General features: G+C 54.9%; 19 protein-coding genes. 18 read left to right on the forward strand and 1 reads right to left on the reverse strand.

What is annotated here, in order from left to right; genetic code table 11:
• Positions 1 to 5: 5 nt before the first annotated feature.
• From AC2FIS_RS00245 to AC2FIS_RS00280, 8 genes are all read left to right on the forward strand, one after another.
• Positions 6 to 461 (forward strand): OsmC family protein, encoded by a 456-nt coding sequence (locus tag AC2FIS_RS00245; RefSeq protein WP_282154307.1) that lies wholly within the window; start codon positions 6 to 8, stop codon positions 459 to 461.
• Between the two features lie 33 nt (positions 462 to 494).
• Positions 495 to 1568 carry a C4-dicarboxylate TRAP transporter substrate-binding protein gene (locus AC2FIS_RS00250; RefSeq protein ID WP_496771546.1) on the forward strand — a complete coding sequence of 358 codons (1074 nt, stop codon included), beginning with the start codon at positions 495 to 497 and terminating at the stop codon, positions 1566 to 1568.
• Positions 1569 to 1598: 30 nt separating this feature from the next.
• Positions 1599 to 2150, forward strand: a complete 552-nt coding sequence (locus AC2FIS_RS00255; protein WP_496734530.1) for a TRAP transporter small permease subunit — start codon at positions 1599 to 1601, stop codon at positions 2148 to 2150.
• The gene (locus AC2FIS_RS00260; RefSeq protein ID WP_058273381.1) at positions 2147 to 3451 is read left to right on the forward strand and encodes a TRAP transporter large permease; all 1305 of its coding nucleotides are present in this window, start codon (positions 2147 to 2149) and stop codon (positions 3449 to 3451) included. Before AC2FIS_RS00255 ends, AC2FIS_RS00260 begins: the two co-directional genes overlap by 4 nt.
• 10 nt (positions 3452 to 3461) lie before the next feature.
• The gene (locus AC2FIS_RS00265; protein ID WP_496771547.1) at positions 3462 to 4328 is read left to right on the forward strand and encodes a dioxygenase family protein; all 867 of its coding nucleotides are present in this window, start codon (positions 3462 to 3464) and stop codon (positions 4326 to 4328) included.
• Positions 4329 to 4348: 20 nt separating this feature from the next.
• Entirely contained in the window at positions 4349 to 5155 is an 807-nt protein-coding gene (locus tag AC2FIS_RS00270) for an amidohydrolase family protein (RefSeq protein WP_496771548.1), read from the forward strand.
• A gap of 68 nt (positions 5156 to 5223) precedes the next feature.
• Positions 5224 to 5529, forward strand: coding sequence for a FixH family protein (locus AC2FIS_RS00275; RefSeq protein WP_496771549.1), 306 nt, complete (start codon positions 5224 to 5226; stop codon positions 5527 to 5529).
• Positions 5526 to 6650, forward strand: a complete 1125-nt coding sequence (locus tag AC2FIS_RS00280) for a cytochrome-c peroxidase (RefSeq protein ID WP_496771550.1) — start codon at positions 5526 to 5528, stop codon at positions 6648 to 6650. The genes AC2FIS_RS00275 and AC2FIS_RS00280 overlap by 4 nt, the downstream gene beginning before the upstream one ends.
• 186 nt (positions 6651 to 6836) lie before the next feature.
• Here the strand turns inward: AC2FIS_RS00280 and AC2FIS_RS00285 are convergent, their stop codons facing one another.
• Positions 6837 to 7583 (reverse strand): IclR family transcriptional regulator, encoded by a 747-nt coding sequence (locus tag AC2FIS_RS00285; protein ID WP_496771551.1) that lies wholly within the window; start codon positions 7581 to 7583, stop codon positions 6837 to 6839.
• A gap of 214 nt (positions 7584 to 7797) precedes the next feature.
• Here AC2FIS_RS00285 and AC2FIS_RS00290 point away from each other — a divergent pair, with 214 nt between their 5' ends.
• The 10 genes from AC2FIS_RS00290 (at position 7798) to kce (ending at position 16405) form a co-directional block, all read left to right on the forward strand.
• Entirely contained in the window at positions 7798 to 8634 is an 837-nt protein-coding gene (locus AC2FIS_RS00290) for a cyclase family protein (protein ID WP_496771552.1), read from the forward strand.
• Positions 8635 to 8700: 66 nt separating this feature from the next.
• The gene (locus AC2FIS_RS00295; protein WP_496771553.1) at positions 8701 to 9045 is read left to right on the forward strand and encodes a cupin domain-containing protein; all 345 of its coding nucleotides are present in this window, start codon (positions 8701 to 8703) and stop codon (positions 9043 to 9045) included.
• 11 nt (positions 9046 to 9056) lie between these two features.
• The gene (locus AC2FIS_RS00300) at positions 9057 to 9842 is read left to right on the forward strand and encodes an SDR family NAD(P)-dependent oxidoreductase (protein ID WP_282153284.1); all 786 of its coding nucleotides are present in this window, start codon (positions 9057 to 9059) and stop codon (positions 9840 to 9842) included.
• A gap of 6 nt (positions 9843 to 9848) precedes the next feature.
• Complete coding sequence (locus AC2FIS_RS00305) at positions 9849 to 10769, forward strand: 3-hydroxyacyl-CoA dehydrogenase family protein (RefSeq protein ID WP_496771554.1); 921 nt, start codon at positions 9849 to 9851, stop codon at positions 10767 to 10769.
• Positions 10770 to 10812: 43 nt separating this feature from the next.
• Positions 10813 to 12093, forward strand: coding sequence for an ABC transporter substrate-binding protein (locus AC2FIS_RS00310; protein WP_496771555.1), 1281 nt, complete (start codon positions 10813 to 10815; stop codon positions 12091 to 12093).
• A gap of 50 nt (positions 12094 to 12143) precedes the next feature.
• Positions 12144 to 12872, forward strand: coding sequence for an ABC transporter ATP-binding protein (locus AC2FIS_RS00315; RefSeq protein ID WP_299886614.1), 729 nt, complete (start codon positions 12144 to 12146; stop codon positions 12870 to 12872).
• A complete protein-coding gene (locus AC2FIS_RS00320; protein WP_496771556.1) occupies positions 12865 to 13572 on the forward strand; it encodes an ABC transporter ATP-binding protein in 708 nt (235 codons plus the stop codon). Before AC2FIS_RS00315 ends, AC2FIS_RS00320 begins: the two co-directional genes overlap by 8 nt.
• Before the next feature lies 1 nt (position 13573).
• Positions 13574 to 14437, forward strand: coding sequence for a branched-chain amino acid ABC transporter permease (locus AC2FIS_RS00325; protein WP_496771557.1), 864 nt, complete (start codon positions 13574 to 13576; stop codon positions 14435 to 14437).
• A complete protein-coding gene (locus AC2FIS_RS00330) occupies positions 14434 to 15462 on the forward strand; it encodes a branched-chain amino acid ABC transporter permease (protein ID WP_496771558.1) in 1029 nt (342 codons plus the stop codon). Before AC2FIS_RS00325 ends, AC2FIS_RS00330 begins: the two co-directional genes overlap by 4 nt.
• A gap of 4 nt (positions 15463 to 15466) precedes the next feature.
• Positions 15467 to 16405: a 3,5-dioxohexanoate:acetyl-CoA acetone transferase gene (kce, locus tag AC2FIS_RS00335; RefSeq protein ID WP_496771559.1), complete on the forward strand. Its 939-nt coding sequence runs from the start codon at positions 15467 to 15469 to the stop codon at positions 16403 to 16405.
• Positions 16406 to 16518 lie beyond the last annotated feature (113 nt).

A 16518-nucleotide genomic window follows, 5' to 3' on the forward strand; every position in this document is an offset into this window, starting at 1 on the left:
TGGCTATGAAAGTAAAACCTGTCGTGACTTACCGAACGACAGCTCAATGCCCGACACATGCGCGTACTGAGATCCCAATTCGCGATCTTGATGTGGTTGTCGACGAACCCGTCGAACGCGGCGGAACAAATCTTGGCCCGTCTCCGACCGAAACCGCAATGGCAGCCTTGATCGCCTGTACGAACGTCATCGGGCACAAGAATGCACACCGGTTGGGAATTGATCTTGGCGCGGTGACAATCGACGCGAAATGCAGGCTGGATCGGCGCGGTGTCCTGATGGAGGAGGAGATCGATGTTCCGTTTCCGGAAATCGAGCTCACCGTGAAGTGTGACACGCCCGCCAGTCAGGAGGAGCTGACACGGGTGGGCGAAGAGACAGCCAAGTATTGCGCCATCGCAAAACTATTTGAAGCGGCAGGCACGGACCTGACCGTCAACTGGGTCAAAACAAACCAATAAAGACAAAAGGCCCGACTTTCTGGGAGGAGAGAAATGAAAATCTGGACCAAACGCAGCCTTATCGGAGCTGCTCTGGCAAGCGTCATGGCGCTGCCCGCCGCAGCAGAAGAAACTATTTCTGCCGTTGTCATCGATGGTTACCCGGATCGGGCATTATGGGTGAAGGAGTTCACCAACTTCTTCATTCCGGAAGTGGACAAGCGACTGGCCGACTCCGGAAACTACAAGATGAATTGGCAGGAGAACTATGGCGGTTCAATCGTAAAGCCGAAAGGCGTTCTGGAAGGGATCCAGCTGGGCCTTGGTGACATCGGTATCGTGACAACGATCTTCCATTCCTCGAAGCTGCCCAGCCAAGGTATTTCGGGATCGACACCCTTTGTGGCATCGGATTCCCGTGCCGTGGCCAAGGCTGTAGATGAAATCGCGCGCGAATACCCGGCGATGCAGAACGAGTTTGCCGCACAGAACCAGGTCTATCTGGCCACGGGTGTTGTTCTGGACACGTATCAGATTTTCTGCACGGAACCGGTTGCCTCGGTTACGGACCTTGAGGGTCGCAAGATTGCAGGTGCTGGCCTCAACTTGCGGTATCTCGAAGGCATCAAGGATGCGGCAGGTGTGCGCGGTGGGCTGACCGATTTCTACAACATGCTTCAGACGGGTCTGGTTGATTGTGGAATGCTGTGGCCCGAAGCGGCGAAGACGTTCAAGATCGCTGAAGTTGCCCCGTATATGCTCAAGGCCGATCTGGGTGCTGTGAACTCAAAAACCATCACGGTTAATGCAGACTATTGGGCAAGCCTGCCGGACGAAGTCAAAGAGGTGTTGACGGCGGTTGCCATCGATTACCGTGACCATGTCGCCGGTATCGCGATGGACAGGGCTGCTGCTTCGCGGGATGCTTACGTTGAAGCCGGTGGAACGATCGTTGAGGTTTCGGACGAAGACCGCGCCGCATGGGCAAATGCCATGCCGAATGTCGCGCAGGAATGGGCCGCGACGCTGAATGACAACGGCGAACAAGGAACGGAAATGCTGGCCGCCTACCTTGGCAAGCTTCAAGACGCCGGTTTCACCGGAGTGCGTGACTGGACGGCCGAATAACCGTCCGGCGATCCACGAAAGGGGCCTTTCATGCTGAAGACCGCAGTTGCTGGCCTGTCGCGGGTCGCCAATTTTCTAGCAATCGCCGCCAACGCTTTGGGTACGCTCGTCGTCCTGGCGTTGGTGGTTGTTCTGAATGTCGACGTTATTGCACGTGGCCTGTTTTCAGCCCCATTGCGTGGCACTTATGAGATGGTGCAGTTTTCGGTCGTGATGATCGTCTTTCTGCAGTTGGCGGACGTGGTCAGAGTAGATCGGTTAACACGCTCGGACGGGTTCCTGAACCTGCTACACCATCGTCGCCCGGGCCTGACAGCCAACCTGAGGCGCATCATCAATGCCATCTCGGCGATCTTCATGGCATTGATTGCCTATGTGACATTTCCTGAATTCCTACACATGTGGCAGACGCAGGACTACTTCGGAGTGCCCGGTCTTTTCACATTGCCATGGTGGCCCGTCAAACTGGTCATCGCGTGCGGTACTGCGCTTGCCTGCGTGATCTTCCTGCTCAAGGTCGTCACGGCGCAGGACCGTCCGCAACTTATTCGCACCCCTGAACATGACGAGGCCGCAGAATGACGCCGATTGAGATTGGCCTGATCTCGGTCGTTGCCATTGTTTTTCTGATTTATGCGGGCGTCTACATTCCCATCGCCTTGGGCGTCGTCTCTTTCGTGTCGATCTGGCTGATGCGGGACAACTTCACGCTAGCGCTGAACCTGCTGAAAGTGGCGGTCGGCGACAGCGCGATGGAATATAGCTTCGCGACTATCCCGCTGTTTACCTTCATGGGGCTCATCGTTTCAAAGGCTGGGTTAGGCAGGGACATTTACGAAGTCATGACCATGCGGTTTCGCAAGGTCAAAGGCGGGATTGGAATGGCGACGGTTGGAGCCAACGCCGTCTTTGCCGCCGTGACCGGGTCGTCCATTGCATCCGCATCCGTGTTCACCAAAGTCTCGGTGCCGCAGATGATGGCGCAGGATTACAACCCGCGCTTTGCTGTTGGCGTGGTGGCCGGGTCTTCGGTCCTTGGCATGATCATCCCGCCTTCCGCGATGCTGATCATCTACTCCTTTGTTGCTGAACAATCCGTAGGGGACATGTTCCTTGCCGGGGTCATTCCCGGGATCATGTTGGCGATCGCCTATGTTGGCGCGATCTGGGCCATGGGCCGATTCACACCGGCGTTCGTCGGTGGCCGCATCGTGGCAGATACCGAATGGATGTCCGGGCGCGAGATTGCGTCCAAAACGCTACCAACACTGTGCATCATCACTATCGTTCTTGGCGGGATCTACACCGGCTGGCTTACTGCGGTCGAGGCAGGAGCAGCCGGTGCCTTCGTGGCTTTGATCATCGCTGTCCTACGCAGATCCATGTCCCCAAAAGCGTTCTGGGACGCGTTGCTGGAAACCGGTCATATCACAGCGGCGATCTTGTTCCTGATCACTGCAGCGTCAATTTATAGCCGCATGCTGGGACTGGCGGGGCTGCCCAACCAGTTGCAGGACCTGCTTGCGGGGAATTCCGCGTCCTTCTGGTCGATCATGCTGCTTTACGTGCTTCTGATGCTGTTTTTGGGAACATTACTTGATACAGCATCCATCATTCTGATTGTTGTCCCGTTGTTCCTGCCTATGGCCGAAGCGCTGGATATGTCGCTGATCTGGTTTGGTATCATCACCGTGGTCGGCGCCGAAATCGGGCTTTTGACCCCGCCACTAGGCATATCCTGCTTCGTCATCAAATCCACGATCAACGATGACCGCATCTCGCTGAAAGACGTGTTTATGGGCGCGCTGCCCTTCGCCTTTGTGATGCTGATCGTTCTGTTCATTCTGATCGAGTTCCCGATCCTCAGCCTTGCCCTGATTTAAGGAGGCCAAGATGCGCTCTGTCACCAAAGACAATATCACCGACGTGTTCATGGGATACCTGTCCAAGGACACTGATCCGCGGATGCGTGAAATCATGGGGTCTCTGGTTAAGAACCTCCACGATTTCGCCCGTGAAACCAACCTGACGCATGACGAATGGCGCAGGGGAATTGCGTTTCTGGAGGGGTGTGCCGCTGTGGAAACCGAGGACCGGCATGAGTTTGTCTTGGCCTCGGACGTATTGGGCCTGTCATCGCTGGTAGACATGCTCCATTCAACTCCAGACGCCACAAGCTCCTCTGTTCTTGGTCCATTCCACGTCTCTGGCGCACCGCCACTGCCATTCGGTGGCGATATGAAGCGTCACTACGGGGGGCCGGTTCTGCTGGCCGAGGGCGTTATCAGGGATGCCGAGGGTAATCCGATTGCCGGTGCGGAACTCGACATCTGGCAAACGGCGCCAAATGGAATGTATGCAAGCCAGGATGAAGAACAGGACACATTTTCTTTTCATGGCCTGATGACCACGGGTGAGGATGGCAAGTATGCATTCACGACCGTCAAGCCAGTTGAATACACGGTACCGTCAGATGGGCCTGTCGGGGACATCCTGCGCGCCTGCGGTCGCCATCCTTGGCGACCGTCGCACCTGCACTATATCGTTAAGGCACCCGGGAACCGATCTTTAGTTACCGAGATTTTCCCCGACGACGATCCTTACTTGGATCAGGATACAGTGTTTGGTGTTCGGGATGACCTGGTGATGACATATGTTGAAAGGCCGGCTTCAGAATTTCCCGAAGGCATGGAGCTTTCTGGCAAGATTACTGAACCTTTCTTGCACGTAAAGTTCGATGTGAAGCTTGCCAGAGTCTAAATGCTATTGAGGGTGGTGCGGTGCTGAAACATACCTTAATTTTAAGTGCAACGCTTCTTTGCGGTACGGCCATCGCAGAAGAGCGACCGATCTTCGATGCACATATTCATTACAGCCATGATGCCGTCAAACTGGTTCCTCCCGAACAAGTGGCCAATATCCTTCGGGACGCAGGCGTGCGCAAAGCACTGGTTTCCAGCTCGGATGACAATGGTACCCAATTGCTGTTGGACGCAGCGCCGGACATTGTTGTTCCAGCCCTTCGCCCTTACCGCCGCCGCGGTGAGATCAACACCTGGATGCACGATGAAACTGTAATCGACTATCTGGAAGCAAATCTGGCGAAGAACGAATACAAAGCCATCGGCGAATTTCACGCTTATGGTGATGATATCAAAACGCCGGTCATCCAGCATATGATCGCACTGGCAAAAGAACGTGACCTAATTCTGCATCACCACGGGGATCGAGAGGCCGTTGACCTGATTTTTGAGGCCTGGCCCGAGGCTCGGGTATTGTGGGCCCACTCTGGCTTTGACGATCCGGCCAGTGTAACTGATGCCTTGGACACCTATCCGAGGCTTTGGGCCGATCTGGCGTTTCGCTCTGATATGGTCTCGCGGGGCCGTGTCGACCCAGATTGGAAGGCTGCGTTCGAAGCGCACCCGGATCGGTTTATGGTTGGTACGGATACGTTTGCTCCGGAGCGTTGGTACTACGTAGGCCCTCATGCTGATTTTTCACGGGAGTGGTTGGATTTGCTTCCGGACCAGATCGCAGACAACATCGCATACACAAACGCAGAACGTTTGCTGGCATCAGAATGATCCGCTGGGTTGTATGGTTTTTAATATCATCGGGCGCGGCCGTCGCTTGTGAAACGGTAGGGCAACGCATGAGTTCGGTAACTCAAAACGCACCTAAGCTGCATGTGGCAGTCGACGAAATTCCATTGGCCCAACCGTTTTCTATTCTTCTGACAGTTTGTGATGATGTTGCCGTGAGTGAGGTGCGCGTCGATGCAATAATGCCTGCTCACCAACACGGGCTAAACTACGCCCCCAAAATCACCGCATTAGGCGATGGGGTGTTCCGTGCAGATAACATGCTTTTTCACATGCCGGGGCTGTGGGAACTGCGAGTTGACGCCAACTTTGGCGGGCGATCGATATCCTACACTTCCGATGTCGGGCTAAAATGAAGGTGCTGGTGACAGCGGCGTTTGTAGTCCTAGCAGGGGCCGTTCGTGCTGAAGTCCTGTTGTCTGATAGCGAAATTCAACAAACGCTGTCCTTCGGACCATGGCCAATTTCGTTTCAGTCGGATCCAAGCAACAGGGTTTCAAACGATACAAGAGCAACTGCGCTAGGAGCAGCCTTGTTCAACGATCCGGTATTGTCAGTCGACGGCGCATTTTCTTGCGCAAGTTGTCATGACCCTGAACAGGCATTTACCACGTCCGACGCGCGGGCGCTCGGTCGCGTCCTGTTAGATCGAAACACACCATCCCTGCGGAACCTTGCCGGTCTCCGCTGGTATGGATGGGGCGGTAAGAGCGATAGCCTGTGGGCAGCCAGCTTGCATCCGATCATCGAAGAACAAGAGATGGCGCACAGTAAAGAAAGCCTAAAAACAGCTATCTCGGAAAGTATCTACATTAATGATTTTGAAACCATATTTGGCGACATCCAGATCCAAGATCCAGAACTTGTGCTGGTGAACACTGCCAAAACGCTATCCGCTTACTTGGAAACATTGGCAACCGGCCGGACGCAATTTGACGATTTTCGCGATGCATTGGAGAACCAAGATTTAGCAGCCGCTGCGAACTACCCCGAAGCTGCCCAGCGAGGTCTTCAGCTGTTCATAGGGCGTGGAAAATGTGTGTTGTGCCACAATGGTCCGAGATTTTCCAACAATGAGTTCCATGACGCTGGCGTACCATATTTTCTGAGCGAAACCGAGGTCGACGACGGGCGGTTCGGTGGATTGAACTTTTTGCTTTCAAACGCTTACACGTTGGACGGCAACTGGAGCGACGATCCGGAAAAGCAAGGTGCATGGGTCGTTCGCAGTGTCCGCAGGAGCCACTCAGATTTTGGGACCTTTCGTACGCCAAGCCTGAGGGGCGCGGCCGAAACCGCGCCTTACATGCATGACGGCAGCCTGATCGACTTGGATGCGGTGATCAGGCATTACAGCGGAATTGATACGGAAAGGTTACACGCCGACGGTGAAGCCATACTGTCGGAGTTAAATTTGTCTGAGCAGGAGATTGCAGACTTAGCTGCATTTTTGGAGTCACTGTCCAAAGTACCTTAACACAGCGCTTGTGTTATCGGCTTGGAAATGGGCTATCTGGCTTGCGGTTTTGGAGACCGTTGTAGACCTTGGTATCTGAGCATTATCTCTTCAAGAAAGTGCTCTCCCGAGTCTTTTCCAATTATAGTATACGATTGAGGCAGTCGGGGTACACGGTTCAACCGAACCCAAACTTCGCCTGTCAGGTCATTGAAAAGTTTGGTGGATATTGGCGGCTGTCTCAAGAAGCGCTTGTTCAATTGTTGCTTTTTGTCGTGAAAACCGGGTCGTTGGTACCGGAATGGAGATTGCGTGCAAATCTCCAACCCAATCGACGAAGGAAAATCCTATTGCCGACACACCGGCAGAATGCTCGTCCATGTCATAGGCTAGGCCTTGTTCTCGGATCACGGCCAGTTCGGACAAGAACTCATCTAAGTTCCTCTGGATGCCATTCCGGTCCCATTCATTTCGAATTAGCTTGATCGCATCTTCCTTACTGAGTTGGGCAAGACATGCTTTGCCATTCGCCGTGGTGGTCAAAGGAAAAACCTCGCCCACTTGCGAGACCGTCGTCAAACGGTATACGCCGGGAACCTGATCCAGAAAAACCATACCGATACCGCGCATAACCGCGAGGTCAGTTGTTTCTCCGGTCTTTTGTGTCAGTTCAGTTAAAAGAAGCCGGCAGTGCTCGACAATGCTGTATTGTGCCGCCCCCGCAAGGGCGTTCAGTTCAGGGCCGAGCCGCAGACCGCCTCCATTCGCATCGGAAATAACAAACTTCTCTTCCGCAAGGGCACTTGTGATTCTCTGTACCGTAGAGCGGGGCAGGTCAACGCGTTCGGCAATTTTTCCCAGGCTCATCCCGGACTGGCTTTCCTTCAGAACACGCAGAATCGAAGCTGCTCTCGAAATGACCTGAATGCCACCTTTGTCATTTTTATCAGTCATTTACACCTCCTCTTCGTTTCTTGGTTCTGCCGCTGCGGGTGTCAGGGGCACTGGTAAGCTGTACCACTATGCGGTGCAAGTCAACCGTAATGTGAGTTTTAAGTTGACCGCATTGCGGTGCGTATGCATCATGATACGGGACAGGTGGGGAGGCCACCCATTCAATTCAAATCGACCAACGCCGCTTCGCCGGCGAACAGAGGAGATATGCCCAATGGTTGAAATCCGCGGCATTGAGTTTCAGGCAAACACCGACAATGACATGGGGTTGGAGTTCTATAACCTGAGTCACAGATACGGGTTTCAATGCTCTAACTGGCCCTATTTCAAGGACGTCCAGATCGACCGGAAACACTACATGGCCAAGTCCGGCGTTCTGTCGCAAACAATTACCACGACTATGCACGTGACCACGCATATCGATGCACCGGCACATGTTGTTCAAGGAACGCCGTTCATCGACGAGGTACCGCTGCCGCATTTCTTCGGTTCGGGCCTGGTGGTTTCTGTCCCCAAGAAAAAGTGGGAGCAAATCACAGGCGATGATCTGGAAAAGGCTTGCGGGCACGCGATCCGCAAGGGCGACGTTCTGATCATCAATACCGGTTGGCACAAGCAGTACGAAGATGGTGACTACTTCGCCTACTGCCCGGGTCTTGTTCCTTCGGCCGCCGAGTGGATGATCGAAAAAGGTGTGAAAGTTGTCGGGCATGACACCCAGGCAAACGACCACCCACTGGCAACAGCCATTGGCCCGCAGCGAAACGGTCCGATCATGCCGCATCTTGAGAAGGAATATTTTGAGTGGTCAGGCGGAATTCCGTGGGAAGTTGACTTCCCTGAGTGGGAACCGGTGCACAATATGCTGTTCTCCAGAGGTATTCTTGGAATTGAAAATGTTGGCGGTGACCTTGATGCGGTGACCGGCAAGCGATGCACCTTCGCATTCTTCCCTTGGAACTGGGACCGTGGTGATGGCTGCATCATCCGTTTGGTGGCGATGATCGACAAGAACCAGTCCTATCGCATCGAAGCTGGCGAAGAATTCTGAACACTCACGGACCGGTCGCCGGTTCGCCGGCGGCCACCATTACTATAATCCTGAGCGGAGACGAACATGCATCTAAAGCGGTTTAAAGACGCCCAACCCTACGAAGCACCGAACCACTTCGGATGCCACGGGCTTCGTTTGCAGGGGTTCGAGGAAGGCGGGCCGACAAATCAATGGATCGGCTTCAGTCAGTTCCTGCCGGGTGGAGGTGCTGGGCCGGACTCTACGCCGTTCGAGAAGGTCTACGTGGTTTTGGACGGCGAAATGACCGTCATCGTTGATGGAGTGGAAACCACCCTGGGTCCCATGGACAGCTGCACGATCGCGCCGGGCGAAGTTCGTAAAATTGAAAACCGTTCGAACCACACCTGCAAGATGCTTGTCGTCATTCCGTACCCGCCAGAAAACTGAGGACGAATAGTATGTCTAATCCACTCAAGATGTTTGATGTTAAGGACAATGTCGCACTGATCACGGGGGCCTCTGGGGCTTTTGGCATGGTGGCCGCACGTGTTCTTGCCGGGGCCGGTTGCAACTTGGTTTTGGCAGCAGGCAACCAACAAGCGCTCGATGAGATTGCCAAAGAGTGCGAGGAGCTCGGAGCTGCTGTTGTAACAGTGAACACACGCCCAAACGATGAGGCGTCATGCGACGCATTGGTCGATGAAGCGGTCAGCACCTTTGGCAAGCTGGACATTCTCGTCGTCGCGTCCGGCATGAACAAAGTCGCTCCAATCAACGAAATGGCTCCCGAAACCTTTGATGCGGTGATGGATGCCAACGTCAATCAAAGCTGGTTACTCGCGCGTTCGGCGGCGAAACAAATGAAGGTCAGCGAATACGGCAAGATCATCTTCGTCAGTTCCGCTCGTAGTATCCTTGGCCACCCGGCTGGCTATACTGCGTATTGCGCATCAAAGGCTGCAGTAAACGGAATCACCAAAGCCTTGGGGTGTGAGCTCGGGCCGACTGGAATTACCGTCAACGCGATTGCTCCGACAGTGTTCAGGTCTCCTTTGACAGCTTGGATGTTCGAAGAAACCGACGAGGCCAAAGCGGTGCGCGATGGCTTCCTTACCCGTGTTCCCAAGGGGCGACTGGGTGAGCCAGAAGACCTTGCCGGTCCTCTGCTGTTCCTCGCGTCGAGGGCTTCCGATTTTTACACCGGGCATATCCTTCATGCCGACGGTGGATATACGGCGGGTTAAATGATGGTGCGTAAGAAGCAGCAGATGGCAGTGATTGGCGCAGGTCTTATGGGCCATGGCATTGCACTGACTTTAGCGAAGGCCGGTCAATATGTCGCCATCACGGATCCGTTGAAAGAAGCCCGGGATACGGTGTCAGAACGCATTCGCACCAGTATGGCGGCGATGGGGGACGACGAGGATAAAATCACAAAGACCCTCAAGATGATTGAGATCTTTGCGACAACGGAAAGCGCGGTCCGAAATGCGGACGCGGTTTTCGAAGCGGCGCCGGAAAAATTGGAACTTAAGCAAGAGATATTTGCTGAAATCGAGGCGCACGCACCAGAGACTTGCGTTCTCGCATCCAATACTTCGGTCATGCCGATCACTCAGATCATGTCTGGTTTGCGGCTGAAAAACCGGGCCATCGGAACGCATTGGTGGAACCCGCCGCATATGATCCCGTTGGTCGAGGTCATCAAGACTGAGCGGACAGACTCAGAGACTGCACAGACAATGTACGATCTATTGAAGGATGCCGGAAAAACTCCGGTGATGGTCGAAAAGGATGTGCCCGGCTTTATTGGAAACCGGCTTCAGCACGCCTTATGGCGTGAAGCGGTCAGCCTGGTGGAAAACGGTATCTGCAACGCAGAGGCGGTTGATACCGTAATCAAGTCCAGTTTTGGCCGCCGGTTGGCAGTGCTTGGACCGTTAGAGAACGCTGACCTTGTTGGCACCGATCTGACGCTCGATATCCATGAAAACGTGCTGCACGATCTTGAGGCGCACAAGGGCCCCTCAACCTATCTCAAGGCGCTCGTCGATGCGGGCAAGCTGGGCATGAAATCCGGCGAAGGGTTCAGAAAGTGGGCCGAAGGCGAGGCAGATGAAGTTCGCCAGCGTGTCGCAACGCATCTGAAGAATCTCGAGAAGACTTTGTAAGATCAATCAAACACTGGCGGGAGGCCGGTGAAGGGAGGACGCAATGACAAGGATTTTCAAAACAGCCACGAGGCGTGGTTTCATAGCTGGTGCCACAGCGGCGATTGCTGCGCCGGCCATCCTTCGGGCAACGCGGGCCTATGCCGCGAACCCGACGCTGCGGATCGGTAATGTCAGCCCGCGCACCGGACCACTGGCCGGTTTTGCCGAGGCCGACGAATATGTGCTGCAAGCCATTCAGCAGGTCTTTTCGGCGGGGTTGGACAACAATGGCAAGACCTGGAATGTCGAAATTATCTCAAAAGACAGCCAGTCCAATCCAAACCGCGCAGCTGAGGTCGCCGCTGACCTGATTCTGGGAGATGAAGTCGATATCATTGTTGCGGCTTCAACGCCGGACACGGTGAATCCTGTCGCCGATCAGGCAGAGATCAATGAAGTTCCCTGCATCACAACCGACTGCCCATGGCAGCCATACTTCTTTGGCCGCAACGGCGTTCCGGGCGAAGGGTTTGAGAACACCTATCACTTCTTCTGGGGTCTTGAAGACGTTATCGCCGCGTTCCTCGACATGTGGGACAAGACAGGCGTGGCCAAGACCGTGGGCGGTCTTTTCCCCAATGATGCCGATGGCAATGCCTGGGGTGATGCGGAACTGGGCCTGCCCAAACCGCTTGCTGCTGCAGGATACACGCTGACCGATCCCGGTCGTTATCAGCCGCTCTCCGATGACTTCTCAAACCAGATTGCAGCGTTTAAGGCGGCTGGATGTGAAATCGTTACCGGCAACATGATCCCGCCGGATTTCGCAACGTTCTGGAGCCAGGCCGCGCAGCAGGGGTTCAACCCCAAGGTTGTCACGATCGGCAAGGCGCTGTTGTTCCCGTCTGTCATTGAATCGCTCGGCGATCGTGGCGATGGATTGTCGACCGAGGTCTGGTGGTCTCCACATCACCCGTTCTCGTCCTCGCTGACCGGCATTTCGTCGAAACAACTGGCAGAAGGGTACACAGCAGAGTCGGGACGTCCATGGACGCAACCGCTTGGCTTCAAACATGCTCTGTTTGAGGTCGTCGCGGACGTGATCAAACGGGCGGATGATTTGGAAGACCCGTTTTCGATCATCTCGGCGATAACATCCACCAACCTGAACACCATCGTCGGGCCGGTGAACTGGGGTGATGGGCCGATGAACAATGTCACTAAAACACCATTGGTCGGTGGTCAGTGGCAAAAGTCCGGGGACGCGTATGAGTTGCAGATCGTTGCAAACAGCACCGCGCCCGAGGTTCCGGTGACGGCAGACATGAAGCTGCTGGGCTGACATATTGTTCGGCGCCGATCTTGGTGCCGAACCCTTCATCCGAGAGAAGCATGACAACAATCCTGAATCTACAAGACCTGAGCAAAGCATTTGGCGCAGTCACTGTCGCCGATGCGCTGAACTATCAGGTCCAACAAGGTGAGGCACTTGGGGTGATTGGCCCTAATGGCGCCGGTAAAACGTCGATGTTCAATCTGATTACAGGGACGCTGAAACCGAATTCCGGACGTATCGACTTTGATGGTCAGAACGTCACCAAATGGAGCGCGGCAAGACGCAGCCATGCAGGGATTGCCCGTTCGTTTCAGGTGCCGCAGCCATTTTCGGGCATGACTGTTTTCGAAAACGCCATGATCGCTGCCACGCAATCGGCTGGGCTGCGTGGGCACCAAGCTGAACGGTTTTGTCTGGAAGTACTGGATCAAACGGAGCTGCTGCCAAAGGCAAACGTTCTTGCAGGTAGCCTGACATTGCTGGAACGAAAACGCCTGGAACTGACGCGCGCGCTTTGCGCCAAGCCAAGATTGCTGCTGCTGGACGAAATCGCCGGTGGGCTGACGGAAGCCGAGTGCAAGTCACTGGTTCAAACCATCAAGGACATTCATGCCTCCGGCGTCACCATCATCTGGATCGAACACGTTGTGCATGCGCTGCTGGCCGTTGTGGACCGCCTGATCGTTATCGACTTCGGAAAGAAGATCGCCGAGGGCGAGCCGCAGACAATCATGGAAAGCACTGAAGTCAAAGAGATCTATCTGGGGATCGAAGCCGATGCCTGATCCAATTCTCCAGACGCGCGGTTTAAATTCCTACTACAGCGACTTCCAAGCGCTCTACGACGTCGAACTGGACGTCGGCGACGGCGAAGTCCTTGCCATCATCGGCGCAAATGGTGCGGGCAAAACCACCTTGATGCGGTCCATCACAGGGTTGCTGACGAACGGACCGGGTCAGATCCACTACCGGGGGCAGGATATCAGCCGACTTCGAGCGGACGAGGTTGCCGAACTTGGCCTCGCCATGGTTCCAGAAGGTCGTCAATTGTTCCCCTCTTTGTCAGTCAAAGAAAACCTGATGATAGGTGCGCAAGTTGGCCGCAAAGGCCCCTGGGATCTGAAAGCCGTCTACGATCTATTTCCGATCCTTGAAGAGCGAAAAGATCAGGCCTCTACTTCGCTCTCTGGCGGTCAACAGCAGATGGTTGCTATCGGGCGCGCTCTCATGGCCAACCCTGATTTGATCCTCTTTGACGAAGTTAGCCTCGGGCTGGCGCCGATAATCATCAAAGACATCTACGAAGCGCTTCCCGGTATTATTGGCGAGGGTATGAGCGCGATCATCGTTGAACAGGACATCACCAAGGCACTGTCGGTCTCGAGCCGGGTCTACTGTCTGCAAGAGGGGCGCGTTTCGCTGGAAAGCGCGTCTGACACCGTTTCGCGCGAAGACATCTCGCGCGCTTATTTCGGGATCGAATAACATGGAATGGCTCAACGCTATCGTGCAGGGAACTCTACTCGGCGGGCTTTACGCTCTGTTCGCGGCAGGGTTGTCATTGATCTTTGGAGTCATGCGTCTAGTCAATATTGCCCATGGTGACCTGATTGTGCTGGCCGCATATCTCGGGCTGACGGTTACGACCGCGACGGGAATGCATCCGATGGCCGCGTTGGTGATCGTTGTTCCCGCCATGGCGTTGATCGGATATGCCCTTCAGCGCGGCCTTCTGAACCAAACTATAGGCGACGATATTCTTCCGCCCTTGCTTGTCACCTTCGGCCTAAGCGTGATCATCCAGAACGGGTTGCTGGAGGTCTACACCGCAGACCCCCAGACATTGAATGCCGGTGCGCTGGAAACAGCAAGCGTTGCCGTGGGCGGTGTGGCACTCGGAATCTTACCGCTTCTCACTTTCGGTATTGCCGTCGCCGTGATCTGGGGGCTGCAATGGATCTTCTATCATACCGCTCTGGGGCGCGCGTTCCGTGCCGTTTCGGACAATCAGGACATCGCCCAGCTCATGGGCCTTAATCGTCGGCACATTTTTGGTCTGGCCATGGCTCTGGCCCTGGGTGTGACTGCGATTGCCGGTATCCTGCTTGGGATTCGGACTAGCTTTGATCCCTCAATCGGCGGCGGTCGTCTGATCTTTGGCTTTGAGGCCGTCATTATCGGGGGGCTCGGCAACCTTTGGGGTACACTGGTCGGCGGCGTGATCCTTGGTGTTGCGCAGACCATCGGTGCCAAGATCGATCCGGGTTGGCAGGTGCTTGCTGGCCATATCGCCTTTCTTGTCATTCTTGCCGTTCGTCCGAACGGCCTCTTCCCGAGGGTTTCCGGATGAATCTGCAAGACTATTCCGTATCTCGTTCGTCAAAAGCAGCCCGGGTTGCTGCGCTCCTGGCCGCAATTGGTCTGCTTGTTTTGATCGCAGCGCCTTGGTGGGCGGGCCGCGCTGACATGCGCCTAATGGGAGAACTGTTTCTCTACCTGTCCCTTGCCACCCTTTGGAACCTGATGGCAGGTTACGCCGGTCTCGTCTCGGTTGGTCAGCAGGCCTATGTGGGCTTTGGCGGCTATATGCTCTTTGCACTTACGATGCTGGGCGGGCTACACCCAATGGTTGCTATCGCAGCTGCAGGAGTGCTGGGGGCTTTGATCTCAATCCCGGTTGCTGTTCTGATCTTCAGGCTCCGCGGCGCCTATTTCGCCATAGGCACCTGGGTCATCGCCGAAGTCTTTCGATTGAGCTTCGCGCAAATCTCAGCGCTTGGCGGAGGATCAGGATCTTCGCTCCCCGTTGCCATCGTGAAATCGCTGGCGTCGGGTCGTGCGATGCGAGAAGCGCTGAGCTATTGGCTGGCGCTCGGGGCCGCTGTGCTGGTGGTGACAGCCGTGTATCTCTTCCTGCGCTCTAGGCAGGGCTTGGCGTTGACGGCAATTCGCGACAACGAACTGGCAGCCGGCAGCTTGGGTATCGATATCTGGCGCACGAAGTTCATCGTGTACGTCGTCACATCGGCATTCACAGCGATGATCGGCGCGCTCATCTTTTTGCAAAAGCTGCGCATTTCGCCGGATGCGGCGTTCAGCGTCAATGACTGGACCGCCTTTGTCATCTTCATCGTGGTGATCGGCGGCATCGGCACCATCGAAGGGCCGATTATCGGTACGCTGGTTTTCTTCGCCCTGCGCGAAACACTCGCAGACCTCGGTACAACTTACCTGATCGTTCTCGGCGTTGTCGCAATCGTCGTCATGCTCAAGGCGCCAAAAGGCATTTGGGGCGTTATCCGCAGCCGCTATGACCTGCAACTTTTCCCGCTGTACTACCGCGTGAAGCACATCGGACAATCCAAGGAAAACTGAACCCATGGCCCGTCAGAAAAAAACGATCATCACATGCGCCGTAACCGGCGCTATCCACACGCCAACCATGTCGGATGCACTTCCTTACACCTATGATGATATCGCGCGTCAGGCAATTAACGCTGCCGAGGCCGGCGCGTCGATCCTGCACCTGCATGCGCGCAACCCCGAGAACGGCTCACCATCGGTCGACCCGAATGACTTCGCACCTTTCCTGCCGCGCATCAAACAAACGACGGATGCTGTCGTGAACCTGTCGACCGGTGGATCGCTGACTTTGTCCATTCAGGACCGGATCAATCCGGCCAAGACCTTCAGCCCCGAAATGTGCTCGATGAATATGGGTTCGATGAACTTCTCGTTTCACCCTTTGGCCAACCGATACGGTGATGGCGATTGGAAGTTTGATTGGGAGAAGGACTATGTCGTAAATTCTGATCAGAACATCTTTCGCAATACGTTCCGGGACATTCGTGAGGCGGCGGAAACACTCGCGCCGCATGACATCAAGTTCGAGCATGAATGCTATGATGTCGGGCATTTGTACAACCTGAAATTCTGCATGGATATCGGGCTGTTCAAAGCGCCGATCTTCATTCAGTTCATCTTTGGCATCCTCGGCGGTATCGGACCCGAGGTCGACAACCTGATCTTCATGAAACGTACGGCCGACCGGCTTTTTGGTGACGATTACCGGTGGTCGGTTTTAGGAGCAGGTGGATCACAGATGTCGCTTGCCACGACGGCAAGCCAGATGGGCGGCAACCTTCGCGTCGGTCTCGAAGACAGCCTGTTCATCTCTCGTGGAAAACTGGCCGAAAACAACGCTCAGCAAGTCGCTAAAATTCGACGTATCGTAGAAGATCTGGGCAGTCAGGTCGCAACTCCCGATGAAGCGAGAGAAATCCTGGACTTGAAAGGAGGGGACCGCGTCGCGTTCTAAGGATAGAGTGACTGACATCAGCTCTCATCGAGCAACATATTTTTGGATTTCTGAAAACCCTAAGGAGATCGGACCATGCGAGTGAGTGTTTTGACATTCAGCGTGCTTCTAAA

The organism is Ruegeria sp. CDSB113, from assembly GCF_059611045.1.

Bases quoted from the DNA above. Each gene is read 5' to 3' on its own strand.
- AC2FIS_RS00245 (WP_282154307.1), top strand. From the start codon at position 6: ATGAAAGTAAAACCTGTCGTGACTTACCGAACGACAGCTCAATGCCCG.
- AC2FIS_RS00250 (WP_496771546.1), top strand. From the start codon at position 495: ATGAAAATCTGGACCAAACGCAGCCTTATCGGAGCTGCTCTGGCAAGC.
- AC2FIS_RS00255 (WP_496734530.1), top strand. From the start codon at position 1,599: ATGCTGAAGACCGCAGTTGCTGGCCTGTCGCGGGTCGCCAATTTTCTA.
- AC2FIS_RS00260 (WP_058273381.1), top strand. From the start codon at position 2,147: ATGACGCCGATTGAGATTGGCCTGATCTCGGTCGTTGCCATTGTTTTT.
- AC2FIS_RS00265 (WP_496771547.1), top strand. From the start codon at position 3,462: ATGCGCTCTGTCACCAAAGACAATATCACCGACGTGTTCATGGGATAC.
- AC2FIS_RS00275 (WP_496771549.1), top strand. From the start codon at position 5,224: ATGAGTTCGGTAACTCAAAACGCACCTAAGCTGCATGTGGCAGTCGAC.
- AC2FIS_RS00280 (WP_496771550.1), top strand. From the start codon at position 5,526: ATGAAGGTGCTGGTGACAGCGGCGTTTGTAGTCCTAGCAGGGGCCGTT.
- AC2FIS_RS00285 (WP_496771551.1), bottom strand. From the start codon at position 7,583: ATGACTGATAAAAATGACAAAGGTGGCATTCAGGTCATTTCGAGAGCA.
- AC2FIS_RS00290 (WP_496771552.1), top strand. From the start codon at position 7,798: ATGGTTGAAATCCGCGGCATTGAGTTTCAGGCAAACACCGACAATGAC.
- AC2FIS_RS00295 (WP_496771553.1), top strand. From the start codon at position 8,701: ATGCATCTAAAGCGGTTTAAAGACGCCCAACCCTACGAAGCACCGAAC.
- AC2FIS_RS00300 (WP_282153284.1), top strand. From the start codon at position 9,057: ATGTCTAATCCACTCAAGATGTTTGATGTTAAGGACAATGTCGCACTG.
- AC2FIS_RS00310 (WP_496771555.1), top strand. From the start codon at position 10,813: ATGACAAGGATTTTCAAAACAGCCACGAGGCGTGGTTTCATAGCTGGT.
- AC2FIS_RS00315 (WP_299886614.1), top strand. From the start codon at position 12,144: ATGACAACAATCCTGAATCTACAAGACCTGAGCAAAGCATTTGGCGCA.
- AC2FIS_RS00320 (WP_496771556.1), top strand. From the start codon at position 12,865: ATGCCTGATCCAATTCTCCAGACGCGCGGTTTAAATTCCTACTACAGC.
- AC2FIS_RS00325 (WP_496771557.1), top strand. From the start codon at position 13,574: ATGGAATGGCTCAACGCTATCGTGCAGGGAACTCTACTCGGCGGGCTT.
- AC2FIS_RS00330 (WP_496771558.1), top strand. From the start codon at position 14,434: ATGAATCTGCAAGACTATTCCGTATCTCGTTCGTCAAAAGCAGCCCGG.
- kce (WP_496771559.1), top strand. From the start codon at position 15,467: ATGGCCCGTCAGAAAAAAACGATCATCACATGCGCCGTAACCGGCGCT.